The organism is Nodosilinea sp. P-1105 (genome assembly GCF_012911975.1).
Lineage (GTDB): Bacteria > Cyanobacteriota > Cyanobacteriia > Phormidesmidales > Phormidesmidaceae > Nodosilinea.
Genome location: NZ_SMDQ01000011.1, coordinates 16,273 through 39,948, shown reverse-complemented (window position 1 = coordinate 39,948; position 23,676 = coordinate 16,273). Strand labels below are relative to the sequence as shown.

Below are 23,676 nucleotides of genomic sequence, written 5' to 3'. Positions count from 1 at the left end.
CACGTGAATGGTTAGACTTGTCTGGTCAAGCTGGGCGGCTCAACGTACCGAGAACGCCGGTACAGATCCCTGGGTTCTGCCCTGGGTTGCCCCGAAAGTCATGGCCAATCAGTCCAAAAAAACCTGGGATCTTGACATCCTGTACCAATGCTCTAAAGGCAAGGTTAGGGGCAGCCGCTTAGGTTAAGCTTCATCATCCTCCCCTGAATTTCCAGAAGTCTAGCTGACTTTACCGTCCTACAGAAACTGAATTAGATCTACTCAATCGGGGCCTCTAGCGTTCTGACGGTCTTGGGCAACAAGCAGGATAACCCCAGACACAGTAGACACAGTCCCAAAATAACCCCCAGGGTAAGCTGCATCGCTTCTGTGGCGGCGGTTTGCAAAATACTGTTGAGGACGGGCTGAACCCGCTCGGGCAGCTCGGCAAATAGCTCCTGGCGCTCACTGCGACGAAGGGTTTGAATGGCTACTAATAACGCCCGAATAGCCTCACGGCGTACTAAAGGGTCAATGGATTCCCCTAAATCAGCCACAACGCCATCCACAATTTTCATCGACACTGTACCCACTAAAACGGTGCCTAAAATCCCCCGCCCCAGGGAAGCACCCAGGTTTTGAAAAGGCCGGTATACCCCTCTGGCCTCGGCTCGTTCAGCTTCAGAGGTGTCTGCAAAAGTGAGGGAGGTAATGTAGGTGCCAAAGAGTCCTGTACCCAGGCCCATCACGACCAGGGAGGGTAGCAGGCCGAGGCTGGTGACCGGCGGCCGCACCGCCGCCATTAGCAGGGCGATGCCAATACTCTTAATCAGCAAGCCTAATTGCAACAAATAGCGGGGGGGAAACTGGGGCCGTCGCTTGGCTAGCACCAGCAATACCACCAGTTGCGTCAGGGTAAAGGGGATGACGGCGATCGCCGTTTGCACCGGGTTCAGCCCCACGACCGCTGGAATAAACTGAAACAGATTAAACTGCACCCCCACTGTAGCCATGGTGTGCAGGGTGCCGATCGTCAGCCCGATCGTATAGATCCGCCGGTTAAATACCCCCAGCCGCAGCAGCGGTGGGTAGCCCTGACGCGATCGCTGCCGCTCCCAAAAGATCAGTAGACCGATACAAATGAGCCCAGAGGCGATTAAGACCGGGGCAATGGAAATGCCAAACGGGGCCAGGAAAAAGGCTAACGTCTGGGGATCGGCCCTGGGTTGCCACCAGCCCAACTCAGCCGCCAGACTAAGTCCCACCAGGGTGAAGCCAAACCCTACCACTGACAGCAGACCACCCACCCAGTCAATACCCTGGGTGGTAACAGGGGTGGGCACTACCACCCGTCGCACGAGATACCAGATCGCGGGAATTAACGCCAGTTCAAAGGCAAAGGCCCAACGCCAGCTAAAGTCAAAGGCCATAACCCCGCCGAGGATGGAGCCAGTGAGGGAACCCAATATACCAGCGATCGCCAGAGCTACCAGACCATATTTACGGGCTCCCTCATTCTGGTACAACCCATCCATCATCGCCACCGGGGTGCTGACCAGCACCGCCGCCCCTAGCCCCGTCAGCCCTGCTAAGCCCAGGGTAAAGATGCCGATATTGGGGCTGAGGATCATCACCAATAGACCCAGGGCATACAATAGCAGGGCTATGCCCAGCAGGGGGCGACGCCCCAGCCGCCGACTCAGGTTTTCAGTGGTGGGAATAAACGAGGCGGTAACCAACGACATCAATACCAAAGCCGACTGCACATAGCCAACGCTAGAGTTAAATTCCCGCACCAGGGGCGGCATCACTGGCTGCACCACCCCAATGGTGTAAGACAGCATAAACAAGGTCAGACATAGTCCCAGGGGCCCACCCCATGTCTCCCAGAAGGTATGCGACTTGGTCATAGTAGGCACAACACCGTACGAAAAGACTGGCACCAATGGCCCAAAGGACAGCCCAAAGGTCATCAAAGCCTGGACCAAGGGGTTTTTGAGCACGCCCAGGGCACACTAGACTGACGCTGCTGGCAGTCCCATGGATCTTACCTTGGGGCTGCGACCCGGATTGATATCAGCTTATATCCCTGCTAGCCTTACCGTACCCCTTGCCAGGCTTACGCTATGCCCCTATCCCCACAGATCTATCGATCGATCTTAGACGGTCTGCATGAAGCTGTGCTTGTGATCGATGCAGAAGGGTACGTTTGCTTTAGTAATGCAAGAGCAAACGTCATTTTTGGCGATCCCTTAGGGGAAAATTGGCGCAGCTCTGGCGATGCTCAGAGACAATGGCTCGATCACCACTTGCGGCCACTAAACGCCTCAGAAACGCCCCTGGAACGGCTACAGGCTGGGCAGGTTTTACAAGCAGAAGAGCTGATCTTAGTCGATGGCGACCATCAGAACCCCCGGTGGGTTGCCGTTAGTGGCGGGCCTGCGCCGGGTCAGCCCGCAGGCGGGATCGTACTGACCATCCAGGACATCTCTCCCTACAAACACCGGGAGGCGGCGCTGCTGAAGCAGGCTTTCCACGATGAACTGACCGGATTACCCAACCGATCGCTATTTTTAGACCGGGTTAGTCACGCCCTAGCCCGGGCCCAAGAGCACCCCGGCCTCTTAATGGCCCTGCTGTTTATTGATTTAGATCGCTTTAAGGTGGTGAACGACAACCTGGGCCATGGGGTTGGCAATCAATTGCTGATTGAGTTGGGTAGCCGCCTGAGGGCAGCTCTACGACCTGAAGATACCCTGGCTCGGCTGGGAGGAGATGAGTTTGCTGTCTTAATTGAAGATATTCCTACGGGTTCTAGCGCCATTGCCATAGCCGAACAACTACGGTCGGTGGTAACTCAGCCATTTCAGTTGCAAGCCCAGGATGTTTACATCGATGCCAGCATTGGCATTGCCCTAGGACCAGGAAACTACGACAGTCCTGACCTCTGGCTGCGGGATGCGGATACAGCGATGTATCAAATTAAAGACATGCCCACCCAGGGCTGGCATATCTTTGACAGCTCCTTGCAGATTCAGCAAGACCAACGGCTACAACTGGAAATTGGCCTGAGACAGGCACTGACCAAAGGGGAATTGCGGTTGCATTATCAACCGATTGTGACCATCAGTAACCAAACCATCACCGGCTTTGAAGCCCTGGTGCGCTGGCAGCACCCTACCCGTGGCCTGTTACCCCCAGTTGACTTCATTCCTATCGCTGAAGAGACCGGGTTAATTATTCCCCTGGGCTGGTGGGTCCTGGAGGAAGCTTGCCGCCAAATGCAAATCTGGACGAGCAAGTATCCGGCCATGGCCGCCTTTACCGTCAGTGTGAACATGTCAAGCAAGCAATTTACCCAGCCCAATCTGGTTCAAAACGTAGGGGAAATTTTGAGCCGCACTGGGTTTGATCCCCATCGCCTGAAAATTGAAATCACAGAAGGTGTTCTGATCGATAACTCTGATACCATTATCACCATCCTCCACCAACTCAAGGCTATGGGGATTCAACTTTTGGTGGACGACTTTGGCACAGGTTACTCCTCTTTAAGCTATTTGCATCGCTTTCCGTTTGACTGCTTGAAAATTGATCGATCGTTTATCGAAAATGCCGATCAGGACTTTGAGAAGCTAGAAATTCTACAGTCGGTGGTGCGCTTAGCCTGGAATTTGGGTCTGGATGTGGTGGCAGAAGGCATTGAAACCTCTAAACACTACGCTCAATTGAAGGCCCTGCGGTGTGAGCTGGGTCAGGGCTATCTCTTCTCCAGGCCCTTAGCCCCGGATGCCATTGAGGCTATGCTGGTAGAGCGCCTGGGCCATCCCCTAGCGGTCCAGCCTAGCCCCAGCGTTTCCACCCTCCAAAACTCGGCTACCCCCTATGCTGATTCGCCAACTACGCAACTGCCCTGAGTTTACCGCTGGAGACGGCACCCAGCTGCGGGAACTATTGCACCCGGATAAGCAGGCGATCGCCCTCCGCTACAGTCTGGCCCACGCCACGGTGCCTGTGGGGCAAGTATCCACCCCCCATGCCTTAACCACCTCAGAGGTATATTACATTCTGTCCGGCCAGGGAGAAATGCACATTGGCGAGGAGCACCACCCGGTCCACCCAGGGGATGCGGTCTACATTCCCCCCAATGCCCGCCAATACATTCACAATACCGGCACAGAACCGTTGGTGTTTATCTGCATCGTGGATCCCGCCTGGCGCCAGGCGGATGAAACTGTTTACGACCCTGCCTAGCGCATCGGTACGGTCTGTCAAGATCCCAGGGTTCTTAGGCTGATTGGCCATGGGTTTCGGGGCACCCCAGGACAGAACCCTCCTAAGAAACACGGCTCCGATCGTAGGGTGGGCTCTGCCCACCAACCCCAGGAACCGCCGTCACCGGGTTTCTTCCTGCTCTATCGAAGGGCATCGCCATTAGTCACCCGCTGGGATCTGCACCAGTGTTCTAGTGGTCTGTCAAGACTAAAAATTAGGGCAAGTGCTTTGCAAAAGCCTTTTAATCCTCAGGGAGGTCGCTTCAACACATCAGGATCTTTCATCCCCTCCCACGGAAGGGTGCCCGGAGGGCGGGGTGGGTCCCTTCGGGCTTGCTTGACCCACCCCTACCTACTTCGACAAGTTGCCCCTCCGGGGCCGCTACACGCTAGCGAAGCCATGCCGCAGGCTATACAGCACAGGCCTCCAAAGGAGGGGATTTCGGACCTTGATGCCACCAAATCTCTACATCTGGAAACCCTAAATTCAAGTCTTGACGCTGCACTTCGCCTGGCCTGGTGCCGTTAACGGGTCACCTGCCGCATGTAATCGCCCCAAACAGTTGCCGCCTGGCCACTGCTGCCCCGGGTGGGGGAATTGTCATCATTGCCCAGCCAGACCCCAGTGGTCAGCCCCCGACCGGGCACCGAACCGACAAACCAGAGGTCGCGGTTGTCGTCGGTGGTGCCGGTTTTACCGGACTCCCCCAGACCCAAAAAGGCATTGCGCCCGGTGCCCCCCTGTACCACCCCTTGCAACAGACTGGTTAGGGTGTTGGCAATGCCAGGCTCCATCACCTGGCGGTCGGCATCCCCCGCCTGGCCGAACTCGTAAACAACGCGACAGGTGCTCAAATCTTCGCGATCGCTGCAATCACTGCTATCCAGCACCCGCACGATGCCATGGGGCCGGTTCCATACCCCATTGTTAGCCACCGCCGCAAAGGAGCCGGTAATTTCCAGGGGGGTGACTTCACTTTCCCCCAGCACCAGCCCTGGGGACGCCACCAGCCGCGACTCGATTCCCAGGCGCTGGGCCACCTGAATCACATCCCGCAGACCAGCCGCCTGGGCAATGCGCAGGGCCACCACATTTTCTGAGCGGGCCATACCGGCGTACATATCCAGCGGTGCTGACCCAGAGCGACAGCCCGCAAACCGCTGCCCATTCCACACCATCGAGTCGCAGCCAAAGGCGCGACTGGGGGGAATACCGTCTTCTAGGGCGGCCCCAAAGGCAAAGAGCTTAAAGGTAGACCCGGGCTGGCGCAGAGCCTGGGAGGCCCGGTTGAACTGACTGGTCTCGTAGTTGACCCCGCCCACCATGGCTCGGATTTCGCCACTGGCGGTATCGAGGGTTACCACCGCTCCCTGGGAATAGCCCAGGGTAGCCCCCCGGGTCGCCACGTCCTGGGCTAGGGCGGACTCTGCTGCCCGTTGCAGGTTCAGGTCCAGGCCTGTCTCCACCAGAAAGTTGCCTTCCCGGGCCAGGGAGGTACCCAGCACAGCCTCCAGCTCCTGAAAGATGTAGCTATAGAAGTAGGGAGCTCGGGTGCTCTGTAATTGCTCGATGGCGTCAGGGCTGATCTCAATCCGCGATCGCCGAGCCCGGCGAGCTTCCTCCTGGGTGACCATCCCCAGGGCCACCATGCGGTCTAGCACCCGGTTGCGGTAAAACACAGCGGCGTCATAGTTTTGTACCGGGTTAAAGGCATTCGGCCCGGGCAAAATTCCGACCAGAGTGGCGGCTTCTGACAGGGTGAGGTCGCGGGCGGGTTTGTCGAAGTAAAACTGGGCCGCATCCTCAAACCCGTAGAGATTTTCCCCCAGGTACACCCGGTTGAGATAGGTGAGCAGGATGTGGTTCTTGCTATAGAACGTCTCCAGCTTTAAGGCCACGATCGCTTCCCGCAGCTTGCGTCCCGCAGAATCTTCCGTCCCCACATACTCCCGGTAAACACTGCGGGCCAGCTGCTGGGTCAGGGTACTGCCCCCCTGGCGGATGGTGCCCCCTTGCAGGTTGATGAATGAAGCCCGGGCAATACCAATGGGGTCAACTCCCAGGTGCCAGTAATAGCGGGTATCTTCTGAGGCAATCACCGCCTTGGACACATAGGGGGAAAAGTCCCCCATGCGGCGCAGTTCCAAATGGGCTTGGGTGCGCTGTTCCCGCAGAGGAATTGTTTCACCATTTTCCTGGGCATAGATCATCACCGGCCCCTGAACGGAATCGGGCAAAGGCCGCACCGGAATCTTGGGCCACTCAATGCCGACGATCCAGGCACCGATTAAGAGCGACAGGCCGGTAAAGCCATAGAGGGTGTAGCGGGCGGTTTTAACATGCCAAGGGGGTGGATCTAAATAGCGCAGAGTGACCGCATCGGCTAGTTCTGCTGGCCCCAGGGTATACACATCCCCGTGATTCATCACGGTTTTGGTGATCCGCTTTTTATCCCGATAAATACCGTTGGTGGAGCTGCGGTCCTTGAGCACAAATGGCTGGCCTGGACGGTTGGTGTCGCGAGTTAGAGTGGCGTGCACCTGGCTGACAATCGGACTGGGGGCAACAATGTCGCACTGGGAGGAACTGCGGCCCAGAATGTAGTGCTCCCCCAGCAGGGGATAGGTGGCCTGTTTGCCCTGGGCCGTCACCTGAAGTTCGGCGGTACGGGCACCTGGCTTCACGGCCAGTTGGCCAAAGTCAACCTTGGCCTGAACCGCCTGGACCACTTGGGTCACTGTCTTCACAAAGGTGTTGCGGGGCTGGGGAGGATTTGGAGGCGTCATGGGGCAACAGGCAAGACCCAACCATAGGTACAGACCCTATTGTAGTCAGCAGGGGCAAAAGTGCCATGGCCCCTAGTCCAATTTTAAGGCTGGGCGCTGGCGACCACAGTAGAGCCCGAGGGCTATCAACAGGGCTATACCCACGGCATACTTCAACGGATTCGGTATCCAGGTTTGGGGTGAAAAGAAGCCTTCGATTAGACCGGCAATCACCAGCATAGGAATTAAGCCATATAGGAGCTTGGCCGCTTGTAAACCATAGACTCCTAGGGCATCCCGGCGACGGTAGACCCCAGGCAGCAAGATGCCTTTAGCCAGGAGTAATCCGGCCCCGCCAGCGATAAAAATAGCCGGTAGCTCTAGGGCTCCGTGGGGAAACACAAAAGCCCAGAGATCGTAGGCCAAATTGGCTTGGGCCACTAACACCCCCACACAGCCGATCATCAGCCCATTCATCACCAACACAAAAATGGTGAAGACCCCAGGCGGCATCAACCAGGGGGCTTGGGGCATCACCATTGTCACCCCACCAACGATGGTCCGCAGGGCCACCGTGATGTTGTTGATCATGATGCCGCTAGAGGCCACCGGTTCCATGCCCATGATCGAGACGGTCCAGAGTTCTTGACTGGTTTTCACCTCTTCCACAAACCCTTGCCCCAGAACTAGGCTCATAAAGCTGGGGTCTTGCCAGGCATACCACCAGCCGATACCGCCTCCAAGCCCAAACAGGAGGGTGGCGACGGCAATATAGCCCCAAGTTTGCCGGATGGTTTCGGGAAACCCGTAGCTACAAAAATCCCACAGGGCTTGCCATTCTTGCCGTCGCGACCCCTGGTAAATTTGGCTATAGCCCCGGCTGGTCAGATGTTGCAGGTCTTTGACCACCGCTGGCCCCACCCCGTGACTTTTGGCCCGGGCTAAATCCGCAGATACCGAGCGGTACAGGCTGGCCATCTGCCGCACCTGATGGCTGGACAAAGTGGGCAGCCCTCGCGTTTCGGCTTGGCTGAGTAGGGTCTCAAATTGCCGCCAGGTGGGCTCACGGCGAGCCATCCAACGCTGAATATTCATGAAGTACATCGGGAAAATGGTTCGGCTTGACTGAAGTGTAGGCTACTCTCGAAATCGATGGCTACCGGTTACTCGACCAATGTATTAGGAGACTGTACCCATGACCCCATCCACCAGTCCGGGCAGTCAGCTCGGCCCCCTCAACCCTGGCGATGTCGTCAGTGCTGGCATTCGCCTGTACCGCGATCGCTTCCAAACCTTTTTCCAACTGGCGGCCCTGGCCATGGTTTGGTTAATCGGGGGCGTGATTGGGCTGATGCTATCGATTGTTCTGTTTGCTGGATTGCTCACAGCCGTTGGTGGCGAGCTGCTGGGGGTTTTAGGCGGCTTGCTGGGGGCGGCGATCGGCTTTTTGCCACTGCTGTATGGCTCCGCTAAGTATTACATGCTCTCTAGCGTGATTGGTCGCCTATCGTTTCGCGATTTGCTAGATCAACCGGAAGTCTCGTTACAGGCCCGGCGTCAAGTGGCCCCTAAATTAGGACAGTTTTTGCTGCTGGGGGTGGTGCTGTTGCTCGCCTATATGGCCGCTTATCTCATCGGTACCTTGGCCGCCTTGATTGCTGGCGGGGCGCTAGGCTTTTTAACCGCTGGTATCTTGTCCGCCCTGATTAATGAGGCCGTGGGGGGCGTTGTGGGGGTCTTGCTAGGGCTGATGTTGGGGGGAGCCATTTTATTGATTAGTCTGATTTGGATCGCCGCTCGGCTGTTTATTGCGGAGGTGGTGCTGGCAATTGAACCCAATCAAGACGCTGGTGGCAGTATGGGCCGCAGCTGGGACCTGACCAGCGGCTCGGTGGTGAGAATTCAGGTGGTGTTTTTAGCCACCTTTTTAATTCAGATTCCGATTGTGATGGTGACTAACTATATCCCTACCCTTTTGATTGAGCTTTTGCCGGGAAATACGGCTTTCTCTGCGATCGCTACGGCATTGGGACTGGTGCTTAGCCTGGTGGGCAGCATTTTTGTGTTACCCCTCTGGCAGGCGGTTAAGGGGGTGCTGTACTACGATTTACGCAGCCGGCGTGAAGGACTGGACCTAGAACTGCGCCATTCATCTAACTAGGGATGGGGAGAGATGGGGCAGCTTAGACATAAAATCACGTTTGCCGGGGGGGTGGACTACGGTACTGCTAGGGATACCCTACAGCCAGCCCACGGCAGGACACCTAAAGCAAGGGCCTGGAACCGGGATGGCATTATTTAACACAGTCACCATTCGCACCCCCGAAAGTGTGGAATTGGAGTTTGTGCTGGCGGGCATTGGCAGCCGAGCGGTGGCGTTGGTGATCGATTACGTCTGCCTGGGGCTAGGGTTGCTAGGGCTGACCCTACTGTACAGTTTTCTGCTGGTGCAGCTGCTGGCTAACCCAGCCACCCTGGGGGCCGCCAGCGAGACGGTAGGCTTGTGGTTGACGGCCCTTTACGGGGTCTTCGCCTTTGCCCTGTATGTGGGCTATTTTGTTGGGTTTGAGACGGCCTGGTACGGCCAAACCCCTGGCAAACGTTACACCAAAATCCGGGTGATTCGGGATAATGGCCAGCCGGAGCGATTGCCCCAGGCCACCCTGCGATCGCTGTTGCGACCGGTTGACGACAGCTTCTTTATTGGCTTCTTCTGCATTTTGCTGAGCAAAACTGAAAAACGCCTGGGGGATAGGCTGGCAGGAACCGTGGTGGTGCAGGTAGACCCCAACACCCGAGGCCAAATTGGTATACCCGAACGCTCCCAGATGATCGGCAAAGACCTACTGGGGGTGATCAACCTGGCGCAGCTGTCCCCCGATGACTTGGCCACCATCCGCGAGTTCTTGCAGCGGCGCTCGGCCATGAGCCCCAAGGCAAGAGCCCAGGTCAGTGACCAACTGGCCCGACGGTTTAAGGCGCAGGTGGAGCTAGAGACCCTCCCCACAGAAATGACCACCGACACTTTCCTTGAAGCCCTCTATTGGGCCTATCAGCAACAGCGCGATCGCCTTCATTAAGTCCTATTGCCGATACCACAGCTCTTGTAGGGTGGGCATTGCCCACCACTTGGCAGAAAGTTTCCTAAAAGTCACCTAAATCCTATTGCCGGTACCACAGTTGTCGAGAGCCATCATTGAACATCAGCAAAAGCCGATTTCCCGATACTTCGTACCGGGCATAGGGGGTCCACTGGGCGGCTCCATCCTGTTGCACATAAATCACGTTGTTTTCGGTGCGCCAGGCCCCGGTGGTGGCCCCGCCAGTACCCGTATCCCCGCCAAAATCAGCCCCACTGGCCATGGTTCGGGCGTCGCCATAGCGATAGCGACCATCGGCACCAACCTGCATGTAGAGCACCGTCGCCACGGACATGCCCCCACCAGTCATCACATCTTGATATGACCAAACCCCCACCAGTGCCCCGTCTCGGCCACCCTCGGGTACGGCCGCGGCTGGTCCCGGGCTGACCGCCGCACTGGGGGTTGCGGCACTGGGGGTTGCGGCACTGGGGGTTGCGGCACTGGGGGCTGCGGTGCCACGAGTAAATTGAAAGGCCACCGGCTGACCGTTGGCCATGAGGGTAATGCTCAACTGGTCGCCCTGCTGGGTGATTTCGGCGGGCATGGTGCTATCTGTTTGGGGATCGTACACTTCTCCCTGGGCCATCCCCTGCCCCACCTTGGTGGCGATCAACAGATAGAGATAGCCGTCTGCCAAAATTTCCCCGTAGATTTCATCGTCGTCGCGATCGAGGTCGACCACGGCTTGGGTGTTGCCAACCTGGCCTGTGAAGGTGCCACTAAAGGAGCCTTCAGCCGCCTGGGCTGTGGCTAGGGCCAGCGGTAACGGCGATCGCGGTCCTGGAAAACCGCCCATGGCTGCAATCCCCACCGCCAGGCCAAGTAACGTTACGGTTATTTTCATGGCAAAATCCTCTACTTAAAGCCAGCATATCCGGCTCAAATGCCCTGTCAATACCCCGGTCGGGTAGGGTGTTGCTTAGTTGTCTCCTAACGTCTGCTGGGTGACGTTATAGATTTGATAACGCTCTTCAATCAAGCGATCCACATCTGCCGCCGCCAGCCGCTTCACATAGTTCAGCTTGAACTCCTCTAAAAAGTTCACGACCAACGCCTCTAGCTCTTCGATATTTTCGTTTTCCTTAATCTGAGTTTTGAACGTTTCCGTCAATTTTTGCATCAGGTTTTGGGTGAGATCGCGGCCGGTATCGTCATCCATGCTGCCTTTAATGATGCCGTAGGCGTTAGCCGAGAGTTGGGCCACCACTCGCTGAGCCACTTGATCCGATAGGTCGCTAATGCCTGGCAGCTGTCGGAATCCTTTGTAACCCGGTGCCTGGTCAAAGGCCTGGCGGATGCTGTGCTTGAGCAGGGCATCGACTTCGGGTTTCACCTGGGGGATGACGTTGTAGATGGCCAGGGCCACCAGTCGCTGAGAGAGCACTTCCAGGTCATTAACACCGCTGACATCGATGTAGCGTCGGTCATTGGTACGCAGTAGGCTTTGGGTCAGGGTGCCATCTCGTACCAGGGACTGCATTTGGTCAATCATGCGCAGCACCACCACCTCAGTAATTTCTACGGCCACCTGGCTCATGACAAAGCGGCTAATGCGGTTTTTAACGGGGTCCAGGTTGATGATGTTGGACTGGTTAATGCGGATAATCACCGGTACGACGCGCAGCAGCGCCAGCCAGGGTAATCGCAGGGCGCTGAAGGGAAAAATCAACAGCAGGTCGTACCAACGCCAGAGGATGGCATCCCGCCAAGTAAAGTTTTTGTAACGGCGATCGAGGTAGAAGCTACGGGCCAGCAACTCTAGGCCAAATAGCAGGTTAAACCAGATGTCAATGCGCCAGAAAACATCCACAAAGCCACCATGGAGGCCAATGTTGCGGAAAAAGTTAGTCTCGATCAGGGGTCTGACGTCGTTGTTGAAAAAGGCAATCTCTCCCGGAAAGCCAGCTTCGCTCAGGTGCTCGAAACTCCAAAATTCGGTCATAGCTTCCGAGGCAGAGTCAACGTCCATGCGATCGCGCATTTCATTTTTTATCCGCTCCAGCGCCCCTGACTTATTAGCCACTTGAAATGGATTTTCGGCAATCATTTCAACGCTCTGCTGCTGCAAGTCCTCCAGAATCAGCTGAGCTTCAGGGGAGGTAATGCCGGTCTGGGCTACCTGGTCTTCCAATTCATCGACGGTATCTAGGTAATGGGTGGTAAACCGATGGGGCTCAATGCCCTTAAAGGTTTCCCCATACCAGGTGGTCAAATCGGGCAGAAACCGCAGGTACAAATCCCGCAGGGGAATGTAGCTTAAATCGCCGATCACTAAAATCAGATTTAGCAGAGCCGCTAGGGCCATCACACTCTCAAAGATGCGAGACGTGCGTGACCGGTTAGTTCGGGCTTCATACTTAGAAAATTCGCGGCGATCAGAGGATTTACGGGAACGAGATAGCGCAGCCATGGCAGTAGACCCAAGAGCTTCCTTTGAAACAATGCCTGGTCTTGGCCGATTTGTCATCTTACGATTCGCTACCATGGTTATTAATATTTGTTAACAAGCCTGAATGACACCCATGGCCGCAGCCGTTTCCCACTCCTTGTCCGCCGATACCAACCCCGCCGAAACCTACTGGACCTGGCGCGATCAAGCCATTCACTATGTACGGGCTGGCGAGATCAGGGAGGATCGCCCGCCGCTACTATTGATCCACGGCTTTGGCGCCTCGACCGACCACTGGCGTAAAAATATTCAAGGGTTGCAGGCCGACTTTCAGGTATGGGCGATCGATCTGCTGGGGTTTGGCCGATCGGCTAAACCTGCCTGGGACTACAGTGGCAGCCTCTGGCAAGCCCAACTCCATGACTTTATTAGCGAGGTCATCGGCCAACCAGCGGTGCTGGCGGGTAACTCCCTGGGGGGGTATGCGGCGTTGTGCGTGGCCGCTAACCATCCCGATGCTGTGGCCGGATTGGTACTACTGAACAGTGCCGGTCCCTTTTCCGAAGCCGCCACTGGCCAACCCCCGCCGAAACGGCTAACCCCCATCGCCAAGCTGGTGCAGTCTCTGATGCTGCAACCCCTGCCCAGTTGGCTGCTGTTCCAGTACGTGCGTCAGCCAACGGTTATCCGCCGCACCTTGAGCCAAGTGTATTTAGACAAATCGGCGATTACCGACCAATTGGTGGAGGATATCCGCCGCCCGGCCTGTGATCCAGGGGCCGCTAAGGTGTTTGCCTCGGTGTTTAAATCCCGCCAGGGGGAAACCGTGGATGCCCTGCTGCAAAAGCTCACCTGTCCCCTACTGATGCTCTGGGGAGACGGGGACCCCTGGATGAACTGCCGAGCAAAAGGAAAGCTGTTTCGCCAGTATTACCCAAGTTTGACAGAACACTACCTGCAAGCGGGCCACTGCCCCCATGATGAGGTGCCCGAGCAGGTGAATGGGTTACTGCAGCAGTGGGTGTTGGGGGAGGTGGAGGTGAAGGGGTGGGGGAGTGGATGGGTGGATGGGTAGGGGCGGACCTGTGTGTCCGTCCTGGCAATGAATGGGAACGGAGGGGAATTTTAGATTTTAGGTTTTGGGTTTTGAATTGAAGCCGTAGGGTGCATTAGCGGCCAGAGTCTGGGTATCGGCGGTCAACCTGAGGCCGCAATGCACCGGTAGGGGATCAGGTGTAGACACGGAGCGGCTTCCCGGAGGGTAGGGAAGGTGGCGTAGGGGCGGACCTATGTGTCCGCCCTAGCGAGGAATGGGAGCGGAGGGGAATTTTAGATTTTGGAAGGCTTTGCCCTCCCCGCAGGATATTTTGAAGTCGTAGCGTGGGTTAGGTGGGCGGGGTTAGGGCGATCGCAGGTCACCTGAGTCACCGCCGTAACCCACGATTGGGGTGTAGATTCATTCGTCACCGATCAGGTGGGCCTGTAGCAGCGGCAGATCCGCTTTCAGCAGCACCGCCATCCGACCCAGATAGGCGTTGCCTTCCTGGTCGTAGGCCAGTTCTTGCCAGTAGGCAAATTGTTCCCCCTGCCGCACATGGCCGCGCAGCCGCAGGTTGGGATTCTCGGTGGCCGCCGTGCCAGCCCGCAGGGGATAGCGAAACAACTCTTCTGCCTGGCGATAGTCGTTGAACACCTCAGGACCATAGATCAGCCGCAGGGACTCTTCCAGGCGATCGCTGGTAATCGGATTAGCGTGATCGACAAAGGTAAATCGCTCGGTGCGAATGGTGCGGCGGTTAACATCGGGTTGTACCCCCGTGACTGGAAACACAGACGCCTGAAAGATAAACCGCTGGCCCGGTGCCGCCACCCGATTAATGGTCAAACGTTCGTTGGGGCGAGGCCGCAGGGTTGGGTTATTACGTATCCAGGTCTCGACAACTCGCACCGACTGCCCTGGTAATGCGATCGCAGGGGGGGCCAGCAACCCCAGGGTCACAATCCCCAGTCCGACACTTCGGCTAAACCACGCCACCATTCGTCCATCCTCCCTCAAGGAACCCGTGCTTGATGATAACAAGCCTGGGAAATAACGGACTAAACCAAATCCAAGTCCTAAACCTGGAGATTTGCCTGGGAAAACTCCAGGTCTGGACCTGGTCTGTCTGGACCTGGTCTATAGTGCTTCTCCTATCCCGATCAACTGAGGGCGTTGCGGTAGTCATCCAAAACTGCTAATACCAGGCCCAGCTTGCGCTGATTTTCGGCAGAGGGAGCAACCAGATAGCTTAAGAGTGCAAGATCTCGTTCAACTTCGACTGCAGCTCGGCGAGTTGCTTGTTCTTGTTCCTCAACTCGGCGTTGCTCTTCCTCAACCCGGCGTTGCTCTTCCTCAATTCGGCGTTGTGCTGCTTCAGCCAGGCGGTTTGCCTCTCGGTTTCGACGGTCCCACTCAACGCCGAAATTAGCAACCGCAGCCACGAAGGCCGCCATGGTGAGCCGGTGGATTCGACAAGCTCACCACAGGTTGCTCCAGATGCGGGGGTTGGCGATGAGTCCGAGGAAGGTGAAATCTTGTTCATTGTAGAAACGCAGAAAGGCAATGCTGATCAGCAGCAGTGTCAGGACCGTAGCTGGAATCAGAGATAAAAAGTTGAGCCAAGCAGTCATATACCCGGTACTTCAAGTTTAGCGGATGGCAGGTCTGAGCTGAGGGCCGAGCCTTTAAACAGAATGCCCTGATGGAAACATTTCCATCAGGGCAACGGGGTCTGGGGGTTAACCCTGACCTGGACCGGCTTAGTATTCCGGTACTGAGGGATCTACCTCTTTGCTCCAGGCGGTGATGCCGCCTTTGACATTGGTGCCTGCAATGCCGTGCTGCTTGAGGATACCCAGAGCCTTGGCCGAACGACCGCCCATCTTGCAGTGGACAATCAGCTTGTGGCCATTGACCAGGTTTTTCACCTGATCCACCCCATCGCCATTTTCAATATCGGGCAGGGGTACCAGCACCGACCCAGGAATTTTGGCAATCTCATATTCATTGGGGTTACGGACATCCAGCAGCAGCACATCCTTGTCGCCCTGGTCTAGCACCTGCTTCAGTTCGGTGACCGTCATTTCAGGAATCTCAGCCAGGGCCTTTTGGGCTTCTTCCTGGGCCTGGGGAATGCCGCAGAACATGTCGTAGTCAATCAACTTATCGATCACGGGACGCACCGGGTTAGGCCGTAGCTTCAGTTCCCGGAAAGTCATATCCAGGGCGTTGTAGAGCAGCAGCCGACCGCTAAGGGTATTACCCACCCCCAAAATCACCTTGATGGTTTCGTTTGCCTGGATCACGCCAATGATCCCCGGCAGTACCCCTAGCACGCCGCCCTCGGCACAGGAGGGGACCAGCCCCGGCGGTGGGGGCTCGGGGTATAGATCGCGGTAGTTGGGGCCATCCTGGTAGTTGAAGACGGTGGCCTGGCCTTCAAACCGAAAGATCGAGCCGTAGACGTTGGGCTTATTCAGCAGCACGCAGGCATCGTTGACCAGGTAACGAGTCGGGAAGTTGTCGGTGCCATCCACCACCACATCGTAGTCTTTGAAGATATCGAGGGCGTTATCGGCGTTGAGCCGGGTTTCGTAGAGATCCACCTGGCAGTGGGGGTTGATTTCCAGGATGCGGCCTTTGGCGGACTCAATCTTGGGCTTGCCAACCCACGACTCGCTGTGGATCACCTGGCGATGCAGGTTGGATTGATCGACCAGATCAAAGTCAACAATGCCGATGCGGCCAATGCCAGCGGCGGCCAGGTACAGCAGCAGCGGAGAGCCCAACCCACCCGTGCCCACACAGAGCACACTGGCGGCTTTGAGCTTCTTCTGCCCGTCTAGGCCCACTTCCGGCAAAATAATGTGGCGGGAGTAGCGCTCGTACTCCTCTTTGGTGAGTTGGATGTCGTCTAGGTTAGGGTTGAGCATGGTCTCCAGGGCGGAAATGTGATGAGTGCAAACGGAAACGGTACGGGGCAATACCGAAATCACACATCTCTTCAGCTTAGGACAAGAATGGGCTGTTGTTGGCAGATGTGCCGATGATTTTCACGGGCTCGGGCTGAAATTGCTGCTGGGGGCCAAGTCGCCAACTGGTTAGATCGGCAACGGTGCCTAGCTGTACTGAGAGAATGACGTAGGAGTAGATGGGCCAGGCTAGGGTGCGATCGCATTCTGAGGGTACCGCTGGATGGTCCGGGTGAGAATGGTAAATGCCGATAATCTCTAGCTGCTGCTGCCGCGCAGACTTTTGTACCCCCAGCATTACGGTAGGGTCAATCCAGTAGCGATCGCGCCGCCCATGGCCTGCTTCAGCTGTACCACTGGGGTCGGTATCGTCCAGCAGCGAGGGCTCCCAGGCATTGGCCACCGGGACGATGTCTAGGACTTGGCGATCGTCGTCCTCCGGTTGGGGATGATCGCAGCGATTGTTATCCAACTCCCGTTGCCCAAGGATTAAGCCGCAGCATTCCTGGGGATAGGCGTCTACTGCGGCCGCCACCATGGCGTCGTGATGATGTGAAGAAAGATAAATGGCCACGACTCTATGATCAGCTTAATGCTCGCGTCCTTGTATATATCCTTTATACCGTTTTGTACTCTACCTCGACTTGGCACTTCTGCCTGAGCCATTGCCAAATGGCTTTATAGCTCGGAAATCCAGTCGACGGTGGGCAGGTGCCCACCACTGGGGAGCCAACTTTTTAGAAGATGCCTAAGCCACCAGCGACTGCTTCTTAAAGGTGGAAAGCCCGGCATAGTTGGCCCGATCGCCCAGTTCCGCTTCAATCCGCAGCAGCTGGTTGTACTTCGACAAGCGCTCACCCCGGCAGGGCGCCCCCGACTTGATTTGGCCGGTCATGGCTCCCACCACCAGGTCAGCAATGAAGTCGTCGGGGGTTTCCCCAGAGCGGTGGCTGACCATGCAGGTATAACCCGCATCATGGGACATCTTGATTGCCGCCAGGGTCTCGGTGATCGAGCCAATTTGGTTCACCTTCACCAGGGTCGAATTGCCCACCCCGTCTTTAATCGCCTGCTCAATAATGGCGGGGTTGGTGACAAAGGCATCATCCCCTACCAGCTGAATGCGATCGCCTAGGCGTTGGGTCATCACCTTCCAGCCCTCCCAGTCTTGCTCGCCCAAGCCATCTTCGATGGAGACAATGGGGAACTGGTTTACCCAGCTTTCCCACAGGTCAATCATTTCCGCCGAAGACTTGCGGCTATTGTCAGAATTGTAGAACAGGTAGCTGCCATCTTCTTGGTACAGTTCACTCACCGCCGGGTCCAGGGCAATGGCGATGTCGGCCCCGGGACGTAGGCCTGCTTTCTCGATCCCCTTCAGAATCACCTCAATAGATTCCACATTGCTTTTCAGGTTGGGGGCAAAGCCGCCTTCATCACCCACCCCGGTGCTGTAGCCTGCCTCGTTCAGCACGGCCTTCAGAGCGTGGTACACTTCGGCCCCGTAGCGCAGGGCCTCAGAAAAGGAGGGGGCACCCACGGGGGCAATCATAAACTCTTGGAAGTCAACGCTGTTATCGGCGTGGGCCCCACCATTGATGATGTTGAAGCAGGGCACCGGTAGCAGCACCGACTCGGCACTGCCCAGGTGGACATAGAGGGGAGTATCGGCGGCGATCGCCGCAGCCCGGGCCACCGCCATGGACACCCCTAAAATCGCGTTTGCCCCTAACTTACCTTTATTCTCAGTGCCGTCCAGGTCCAGCATTTTCTGGTCAACGGCCCCTTGGTCGGCGGCATCCATCCCTTGAATGGCCGGGGCAATGGTGTCATTCACATTGGCAACAGCTTTTAGCACCCCTTTACCGCCATAGCGAGATTTATCGCCATCCCGCAATTCCAGGGCTTCCCGAATGCCAGTGGAGGCCCCAGACGGTACAGCGGCCCGTCCCTTAGCGCCGCCTTCTAGCACCACATCGACTTCTACGGTGGGGTTACCCCGAGAATCCAGAATTTCCCGCGCCTGTACCGATGTAATTGCAACCATAACCATTACTCCGTTGGTGATTCAATCAACCGCTGTCAACGTCTCTGTTGGGGAGAGCGTACCAGACGGTAAACAAGTCTGTAGTATCCTACCGAGCGAGCCCTTTTTCCTACTGACACAATATGCGTAGCATGGACACTGAACTCAGCTAAATGGGCAGGTCTGAATCCATGCTCTGGATAACGTATGAGCTGACATACTCTTAGGTGGATAGTACCGGACCTGGGCCCATAGGCCGCTAATTCTTAGAATCCCCTAAGGATCACCATTTGATGACTTTTACGGTGACCCGAGTTTCACAGGCCGTCGGTCTCCTAAGTCACAGATGACTCCACTACGGCCATCTGGCCCTGACACTGGGGGCAAAGGCCAAAAAACTCTAGGGTGTGATAGAAAATCTTGAACTTATGGGCCTGGTTAAGCTGACGTTCTAGGTCGTGCACCGGGCATTCGTCAATGGCAATGGTATTGCCGCACTGCAAGCAGGTGAGGTGATGGCGATCTTCCTGGGGCAGGCTGTAAACTGACTCCCCCGAGGGCAATGTGCGCATTTGCACCGCTCCCTCTAATTTCAAAGCATCCAGGGAGCGATACACTGTGGCTAGCCCCATAGAATGGCCCGCTTGCCGCAGCTGCATATACAGCTCTTGGGCAGAGATTGGCTGATCTTGCCCTTTTAAGGCTGTCAAAATTTTGTCTTGATTGCGGGTTCGTCGCACCATGCTGGATCACTCGATTTGCTTCCATTTTATCAATCTACCGATACGGTAGGATGATGAGGTTATTGATTTATGCTGGTTTTCTACCCCCAGCTGGAGCTCGCTGTGCCCCACTATAGTGCTCGCATCTACGTCACCCTGCGCCCGTCTGTATTAGACCCAGCCGGGACCGCCGTGCAATCTGGCCTGGCCCACATGGGTTACGACAATGTGGACCAGGTGCGCATTGGTAAATACATCGAACTCACCCTGCAAGCAGATACCGAAGCCGCCGCTACCCAGCAACTCGATCGCATGTGCGATCAACTCCTGGCTAACCCGGTGATTGAAAACTATCGGTTTGAACTGCAAGCCTTGGCTGCGGCTTGAGGGGTAGGGGATAGGGGACAGGAGATAGGTGTCAGGAGACAGGAGATAGGTGTCAGGCTAGATAACCCACCCCTGCCCCTCCCAGGAGGGGATGCTGAGACTGAATCCCTCCCCAGGGCGGACACCCAGGTTCGTCCCTACGTCCCCGCCTCCTCCGAATCCCCCCATTACCATTCCCCCCAGGGCGGACACATCGGTCCGCACCTTCCCCAACCCATCCACCCATCCACCCATCTACCCCCGTTACCATTCCCCCCAGGGCGGACACATCGGTCCGCCCCTACGTCCCCACCTTCCCCATCTCCCCCACCTCCTCATCACTCCACCTCCCTACCCATCCACCCATCCACCTCCCCCACCCCATCACTCCCCCACTCCCTCCCATGAAATTCGGTATCATTGTCTTCCCTGGTGCTAACTGCGATCGCGACGTGGCCTATGTGACCCGCGATATCTTACAGCAGCCTACCCGCATGGTCTGGCACGAGGACAGCGACCTGGACGATATCGATGTGGTGGTGGTGCCTGGGGGGTTTAGCTATGGGGACTATCTGCGGTGTGGGGCGATCGCCCGGTTTTCTCCTGCTATGCAAGCTACCGTCGAGCACGCTAACCAGGGCAAGCCTGTACTGGGCATCTGCAACGGCTTTCAAATTTTGACCGAGATGGGGTTGCTGCCTGGGGCGCTGATGCGTAATCGGGATATGCGGTTTATCTGCGATCGCGTACCTCTGCGGGTAGAGCGTACCGACTTAGTTTGGACCCAGGGCTATGATCCCCACCAGGTGATTACCCTGCCCATTGCCCATGGGGAAGGCTGCTACTATGCCGACGACGCCACCCTGGCGGACCTAGAAGCCCATGATCAGATTGTCTTTCGCTACTGTGGCCCGGACGGCCTTGTCGATCCATCTCAAAACCCCAATGGGTCGCTCCATAACATTGCTGGCATCTGTAACCGCCAGGGCAATGTGCTGGGGCTGATGCCTCACCCCGAACGGGCTGCTGATGCGCTTGTTGGCGGCACAGATGGCCTGCCTATGTTTCAAGGGCTCCTCAAGACTCTGGCGGCGGCCTAACTGCGGCTATGTAGCGATTCCCGATTGAGTGAGGTACGCCTTGGCCGAGTTCTGGATTCCCCCAGATTGTAGCTGTCTAAGTTATGCGCTTGCACCCCCTTTGTTAAGGGGGACAGGGGGAATCCCGACGATGATATTTCACCCGAAGGAAATCTACTATCTCTTCTTAGCCAGGGAAAAATGACAAATTGCCGTTCCCAGCCCCCTAGAGCTTGTTTATGCTGGTCATAGCAATTCATTTGGGAGCGAGGGTGTGCAGGGATTTCTGATTGTGATCTTGGGTTCACTTTGCCTGGCCCTGCAAAATGTTGTCGTGCGCGTCATTTTTTCAGAAAGTAACCTATTAGGACAAGTCGACTGGGGTGGGTTTATCCCCCCTACCCTGGCTAACTCCCTCTTGGTGCTCCAGATGCGATCGCTGCTGATTTTACCAGCGGTGGTGTTGCTGTCTTACCGGTTATATCCCTCTACCACCAAGGCTCTGCGTCAGTTGACCCAGCCCTCCCAGCGGCGCACCCTAAAGCTGTCACTGATTAGCAGTAGCTTTTTGTATCTAGCCCTGGCGTTGCTCTTCATTGCGATCGCCAGCATTCCAGCCGGGGTGGCCACGGTGCTTTTCTTTATGCACCCTGTGATTACTGGCCTATTATCTTGGTGGGTATTTGGCAGTCGCCCCACCCGGCTGCGGCTTGGCGTCACCGCTGGTGTTCTTTGCGGCAGTATCTTGGTGGTACCAAGCTTTGTGGGGTCCACCGATAACGCCATGTGGCTGGGGGTTGGGGCCGCCCTGGGGGCCAGTGTGGCCTATTCGCTCCAGGGGGTTTTGGCTCAAATTTGCTTCCGGCAGATCCACCCTGTTCCCTTCACCCTGATCAACTTTAGTGTGATGGCGTTGCTATCGACCCTCAGCTTACTGGTCATCCAGATCGATGTACCGCCTGGTCAGTGGGGTTTACTCTGGCTGCTGAGCCTGGTGACCGCAGGGTTGACCCTACTGGGTCAACTGTTCTATAACATCGGCATTCATCTGGTGCGGGCTGCTTCTATGTCCATTGTGGCCGTCAGTAACCCGGTGTTTACTGTGGCGATCGCCTGGATTCTGCTGCAAGAGAGTCTTCAACTGCGACAGATGGTGGGTATGGTACTGGTGGTTATTAGCATCGTTGCCCTCAGCCAAGAACGATCCCAGCCAGGGCAGGCTTAAGCAAACGCCGATCCGCCAAGGGATGGGGGCACATCTTGCCAGCGACCGTTGCCAATCGCCCGTACTGCTTCTGGCAAACTCACATCGCCGGTGTATAGGGCCCGCCCCACAATCACCCCGGCCACTCCTTGAGCTTCCAGGGGCAGCAGCCTCAACAGGTCTCGTAGGGCACCTACCCCCCCAGAGGCGATTACTGGCATGGAAACCGCCTCTGCCATGGCCCGTAGGGCCTCAATATTGGGGCCTTTGAGGGTACCATCCCGCTGAATATCGGTGTAGATCACAGCCGCAGCGCCCCGTTGCTTCATCTGTTGGGCTAGGGCAATGGCTTCCACCTCAGAGGTTTCCAGCCAGCCTCGGGTGGCGACTTTTCCATCCCGAGCATCGATCCCTACGATGATTTGACCGGGGAACGCTTGGCTGAGGTCGCTAACTAGGTTCGGGTTGTCCACAGCTGCGGTACCCAGAATGGCATAGCGCACCCCCAAGGAAAATAAATCTGCCACTCGATCGCGATCGCGTAAGCCTCCCCCCACCTGCACCGGCACATCCACCGCCCGCACGATCGCCTCAATCGCCTGCCAGTTTTCGGGCTGGCCAGACTTCGCCCCATCCAGGTCAACCAAATGCAGGCGGGTTGCCCCCTGGTCAACCCATTGTCGAGCCACCGCCACCGGGTTATCGTCAAACACCTGGGACTGAGCGTAGTCGCCCTGATAGAGGCGAACACAACGCCCATCAAGCAAATCGATTGCGGGGATAACGTCCATAGGTCGCAAGAAGCACAGCGTTCGTTTTCAACCTATCCATTCTATCGAGCTATCCCCTATTCACCGGTACCAAATTCCCGTAGACTCCTAAATGCGAATCATCAGCGAGAATCATGCTAGACCTGACTGGGAAAAAGGCCCTTGTAACGGGCATTGCCAACAATCGATCGATCGCCTGGGGCATTGCCCAGCAACTGCATCAGGCTGGAGCCACCCTGGGGGTCACCTATTTGCCCGACGAAAAAGGGAAGATGGAAAGCAAAGTAAAAACCCTGGTGGAGCCCCTCAGTCCCAGCCTGTTTTTGCCCTGCAATGTGCAAGACGAAACCCAGGTTCAGGCCGTCTTCGACACCATTCAGCAAGAATGGGGCAAGCTCGATATCCTGATTCACTGCCTCGCCTTTGCCAATCGGGATGATCTGGCTGGCGACTTTAGTAACACCTCCCGACAGGGCTTCCAGCTTGCCCTTGATGTCAGTGCCTATTCATTAATTACCCTGGCCCGAGGCGCCAAGCCTCTAATGACCGATGGCGGCAGCATTGTCACCCTGACCTATTTAGGGGGCGCACGGGTTGTACCTAACTACAACGTCATGGGCATTGCCAAATCGGCCTTGGAAATGAACGTACGTTATCTAGCCTCAGAACTGGGTGCCCATAACATTCGGGTGAATGGCATTTCTGCCGGGCCTATCCGTACCCTGGCCTCTTCAGCGGTGGGCGGCATTTTAGACATGATTCACCATGTGGAAGCCGTAGCTCCCCTAAAACGTACCGTCACCCAAACTGAAGTGGGCAATACCGCCGCTTTTCTATGTAGCGACCTGTCGAGCGGCATGACCGGGCAAATTCTTTATGTCGATTCTGGGTATTGCATTATGGGAATGTAGGGCATGCTAAGCCTATCCGATAGTTTTCCTGCAGCATTG

22 protein-coding genes are annotated in these 23,676 nt (G+C 56.5%); 9 read left to right on the top strand and 13 right to left on the bottom strand.

Annotation, left to right across the window (positions count from 1 at the left end):
* Positions 1 to 257: 257 nt before the first annotated feature.
* Positions 258 to 1,889, bottom strand: coding sequence for an MFS transporter (locus E1H13_RS07170; RefSeq protein ID WP_256378498.1), 1,632 nt, complete (start codon positions 1,887 to 1,889; stop codon positions 258 to 260).
* A 216-nt stretch (positions 1,890 to 2,105) separates the two neighbouring features.
* On the opposite strand from E1H13_RS07170, the gene E1H13_RS07165 reads away from it, so the two are divergent.
* Together E1H13_RS07165 and E1H13_RS07160 are read left to right on the top strand one after the other, a co-directional pair.
* Positions 2,106 to 3,893, top strand: a complete 1,788-nt coding sequence (locus tag E1H13_RS07165) for an EAL domain-containing protein (protein ID WP_169612723.1) — start codon at positions 2,106 to 2,108, stop codon at positions 3,891 to 3,893.
* On the top strand, positions 3,862 to 4,230 hold the full coding sequence (locus E1H13_RS07160; RefSeq protein ID WP_169612722.1) for a cupin domain-containing protein: 369 nt from the start codon (positions 3,862 to 3,864) through the stop codon (positions 4,228 to 4,230). Before E1H13_RS07165 ends, E1H13_RS07160 begins: the two co-directional genes overlap by 32 nt.
* 545 nt (positions 4,231 to 4,775) lie before the next feature.
* Here E1H13_RS07160 and E1H13_RS07155 read toward each other — a convergent pair.
* Both E1H13_RS07155 and E1H13_RS07150 read right to left on the bottom strand, forming a co-directional pair.
* Positions 4,776 to 7,037: a transglycosylase domain-containing protein gene (locus E1H13_RS07155; RefSeq protein WP_169612721.1), complete on the bottom strand. Its 2,262-nt coding sequence runs from the start codon at positions 7,035 to 7,037 to the stop codon at positions 4,776 to 4,778.
* Between the two features lie 72 nt (positions 7,038 to 7,109).
* The gene (locus E1H13_RS07150) at positions 7,110 to 8,111 is read right to left on the bottom strand and encodes a stage II sporulation protein M (RefSeq protein WP_169612720.1); all 1,002 of its coding nucleotides are present in this window, start codon (positions 8,109 to 8,111) and stop codon (positions 7,110 to 7,112) included.
* A gap of 100 nt (positions 8,112 to 8,211) precedes the next feature.
* On the opposite strand from E1H13_RS07150, the gene E1H13_RS07145 reads away from it, so the two are divergent.
* A complete protein-coding gene (locus E1H13_RS07145; RefSeq protein ID WP_169612719.1) occupies positions 8,212 to 9,177 on the top strand; it encodes a hypothetical protein in 966 nt (321 codons plus the stop codon).
* Positions 9,178 to 9,304: 127 nt separating this feature from the next.
* Positions 9,305 to 10,096, top strand: coding sequence for an RDD family protein (locus E1H13_RS07140; protein WP_169612718.1), 792 nt, complete (start codon positions 9,305 to 9,307; stop codon positions 10,094 to 10,096).
* A gap of 82 nt (positions 10,097 to 10,178) precedes the next feature.
* On the opposite strand, the gene E1H13_RS07135 is transcribed toward E1H13_RS07140, so the two are convergent.
* Both E1H13_RS07135 and E1H13_RS07130 read right to left on the bottom strand, forming a co-directional pair.
* Complete coding sequence (locus E1H13_RS07135) at positions 10,179 to 11,003, bottom strand: hypothetical protein (protein ID WP_169612717.1); 825 nt, start codon at positions 11,001 to 11,003, stop codon at positions 10,179 to 10,181.
* Between the two features lie 75 nt (positions 11,004 to 11,078).
* A complete protein-coding gene (locus tag E1H13_RS07130) occupies positions 11,079 to 12,569 on the bottom strand; it encodes a hypothetical protein (protein WP_169612716.1) in 1,491 nt (496 codons plus the stop codon).
* Positions 12,570 to 12,681: 112 nt separating this feature from the next.
* Between E1H13_RS07130 and E1H13_RS07125 the strand changes: the two genes are divergently transcribed.
* Positions 12,682 to 13,623, top strand: coding sequence for an alpha/beta fold hydrolase (locus E1H13_RS07125; RefSeq protein WP_169612715.1), 942 nt, complete (start codon positions 12,682 to 12,684; stop codon positions 13,621 to 13,623).
* A gap of 381 nt (positions 13,624 to 14,004) precedes the next feature.
* On the opposite strand, the gene E1H13_RS07120 is transcribed toward E1H13_RS07125, so the two are convergent.
* From E1H13_RS07120 to E1H13_RS07095, 7 genes are all read right to left on the bottom strand, one after another.
* Complete coding sequence (locus E1H13_RS07120; protein WP_169612714.1) at positions 14,005 to 14,586, bottom strand: hypothetical protein; 582 nt, start codon at positions 14,584 to 14,586, stop codon at positions 14,005 to 14,007.
* Between the two features lie 161 nt (positions 14,587 to 14,747).
* Positions 14,748 to 15,041 carry a hypothetical protein gene (locus E1H13_RS28280; protein WP_240966513.1) on the bottom strand — a complete coding sequence of 98 codons (294 nt, stop codon included), beginning with the start codon at positions 15,039 to 15,041 and terminating at the stop codon, positions 14,748 to 14,750.
* 24 nt (positions 15,042 to 15,065) lie between these two features.
* Positions 15,066 to 15,218 (bottom strand): hypothetical protein, encoded by a 153-nt coding sequence (locus E1H13_RS28275; RefSeq protein ID WP_240966512.1) that lies wholly within the window; start codon positions 15,216 to 15,218, stop codon positions 15,066 to 15,068.
* 129 nt (positions 15,219 to 15,347) lie between these two features.
* Positions 15,348 to 16,520 (bottom strand): molybdopterin-synthase adenylyltransferase MoeB, encoded by a 1,173-nt coding sequence (gene moeB, locus E1H13_RS07110; protein ID WP_169612713.1) that lies wholly within the window; start codon positions 16,518 to 16,520, stop codon positions 15,348 to 15,350.
* Positions 16,521 to 16,596: 76 nt separating this feature from the next.
* Complete coding sequence (locus E1H13_RS07105) at positions 16,597 to 17,133, bottom strand: M67 family metallopeptidase (RefSeq protein ID WP_169612712.1); 537 nt, start codon at positions 17,131 to 17,133, stop codon at positions 16,597 to 16,599.
* A gap of 174 nt (positions 17,134 to 17,307) precedes the next feature.
* Positions 17,308 to 18,606, bottom strand: a complete 1,299-nt coding sequence (eno, locus tag E1H13_RS07100; RefSeq protein ID WP_169612711.1) for a phosphopyruvate hydratase — start codon at positions 18,604 to 18,606, stop codon at positions 17,308 to 17,310.
* Between the two features lie 314 nt (positions 18,607 to 18,920).
* Positions 18,921 to 19,328, bottom strand: a complete 408-nt coding sequence (locus tag E1H13_RS07095) for a Fur family transcriptional regulator (protein ID WP_169612710.1) — start codon at positions 19,326 to 19,328, stop codon at positions 18,921 to 18,923.
* A gap of 69 nt (positions 19,329 to 19,397) precedes the next feature.
* Between E1H13_RS07095 and purS the strand changes: the two genes are divergently transcribed.
* The 3 genes from purS (at position 19,398) to E1H13_RS07080 (ending at position 21,977) form a co-directional block, all read left to right on the top strand.
* Entirely contained in the window at positions 19,398 to 19,694 is a 297-nt protein-coding gene (gene purS, locus E1H13_RS07090; protein ID WP_169612709.1) for a phosphoribosylformylglycinamidine synthase subunit PurS, read from the top strand.
* A 383-nt stretch (positions 19,695 to 20,077) separates the two neighbouring features.
* The gene (gene purQ, locus E1H13_RS07085) at positions 20,078 to 20,773 is read left to right on the top strand and encodes a phosphoribosylformylglycinamidine synthase subunit PurQ (RefSeq protein WP_169612708.1); all 696 of its coding nucleotides are present in this window, start codon (positions 20,078 to 20,080) and stop codon (positions 20,771 to 20,773) included.
* A gap of 271 nt (positions 20,774 to 21,044) precedes the next feature.
* Entirely contained in the window at positions 21,045 to 21,977 is a 933-nt protein-coding gene (locus E1H13_RS07080) for a DMT family transporter (RefSeq protein ID WP_206070152.1), read from the top strand.
* On the opposite strand, the gene hisA is transcribed toward E1H13_RS07080, so the two are convergent.
* Positions 21,974 to 22,747 carry a 1-(5-phosphoribosyl)-5-[(5-phosphoribosylamino)methylideneamino]imidazole-4-carboxamide isomerase gene (gene hisA / locus E1H13_RS07075; RefSeq protein WP_169612706.1) on the bottom strand — a complete coding sequence of 258 codons (774 nt, stop codon included), beginning with the start codon at positions 22,745 to 22,747 and terminating at the stop codon, positions 21,974 to 21,976. The two genes, E1H13_RS07080 and hisA, sit on opposite strands and share 4 nt — an antisense overlap.
* A 113-nt stretch (positions 22,748 to 22,860) precedes the next feature.
* Between hisA and fabI the strand changes: the two genes are divergently transcribed.
* Positions 22,861 to 23,637: an enoyl-ACP reductase FabI gene (gene fabI, locus E1H13_RS07070; protein ID WP_169612705.1), complete on the top strand. Its 777-nt coding sequence runs from the start codon at positions 22,861 to 22,863 to the stop codon at positions 23,635 to 23,637.
* Positions 23,638 to 23,676 lie beyond the last annotated feature (39 nt).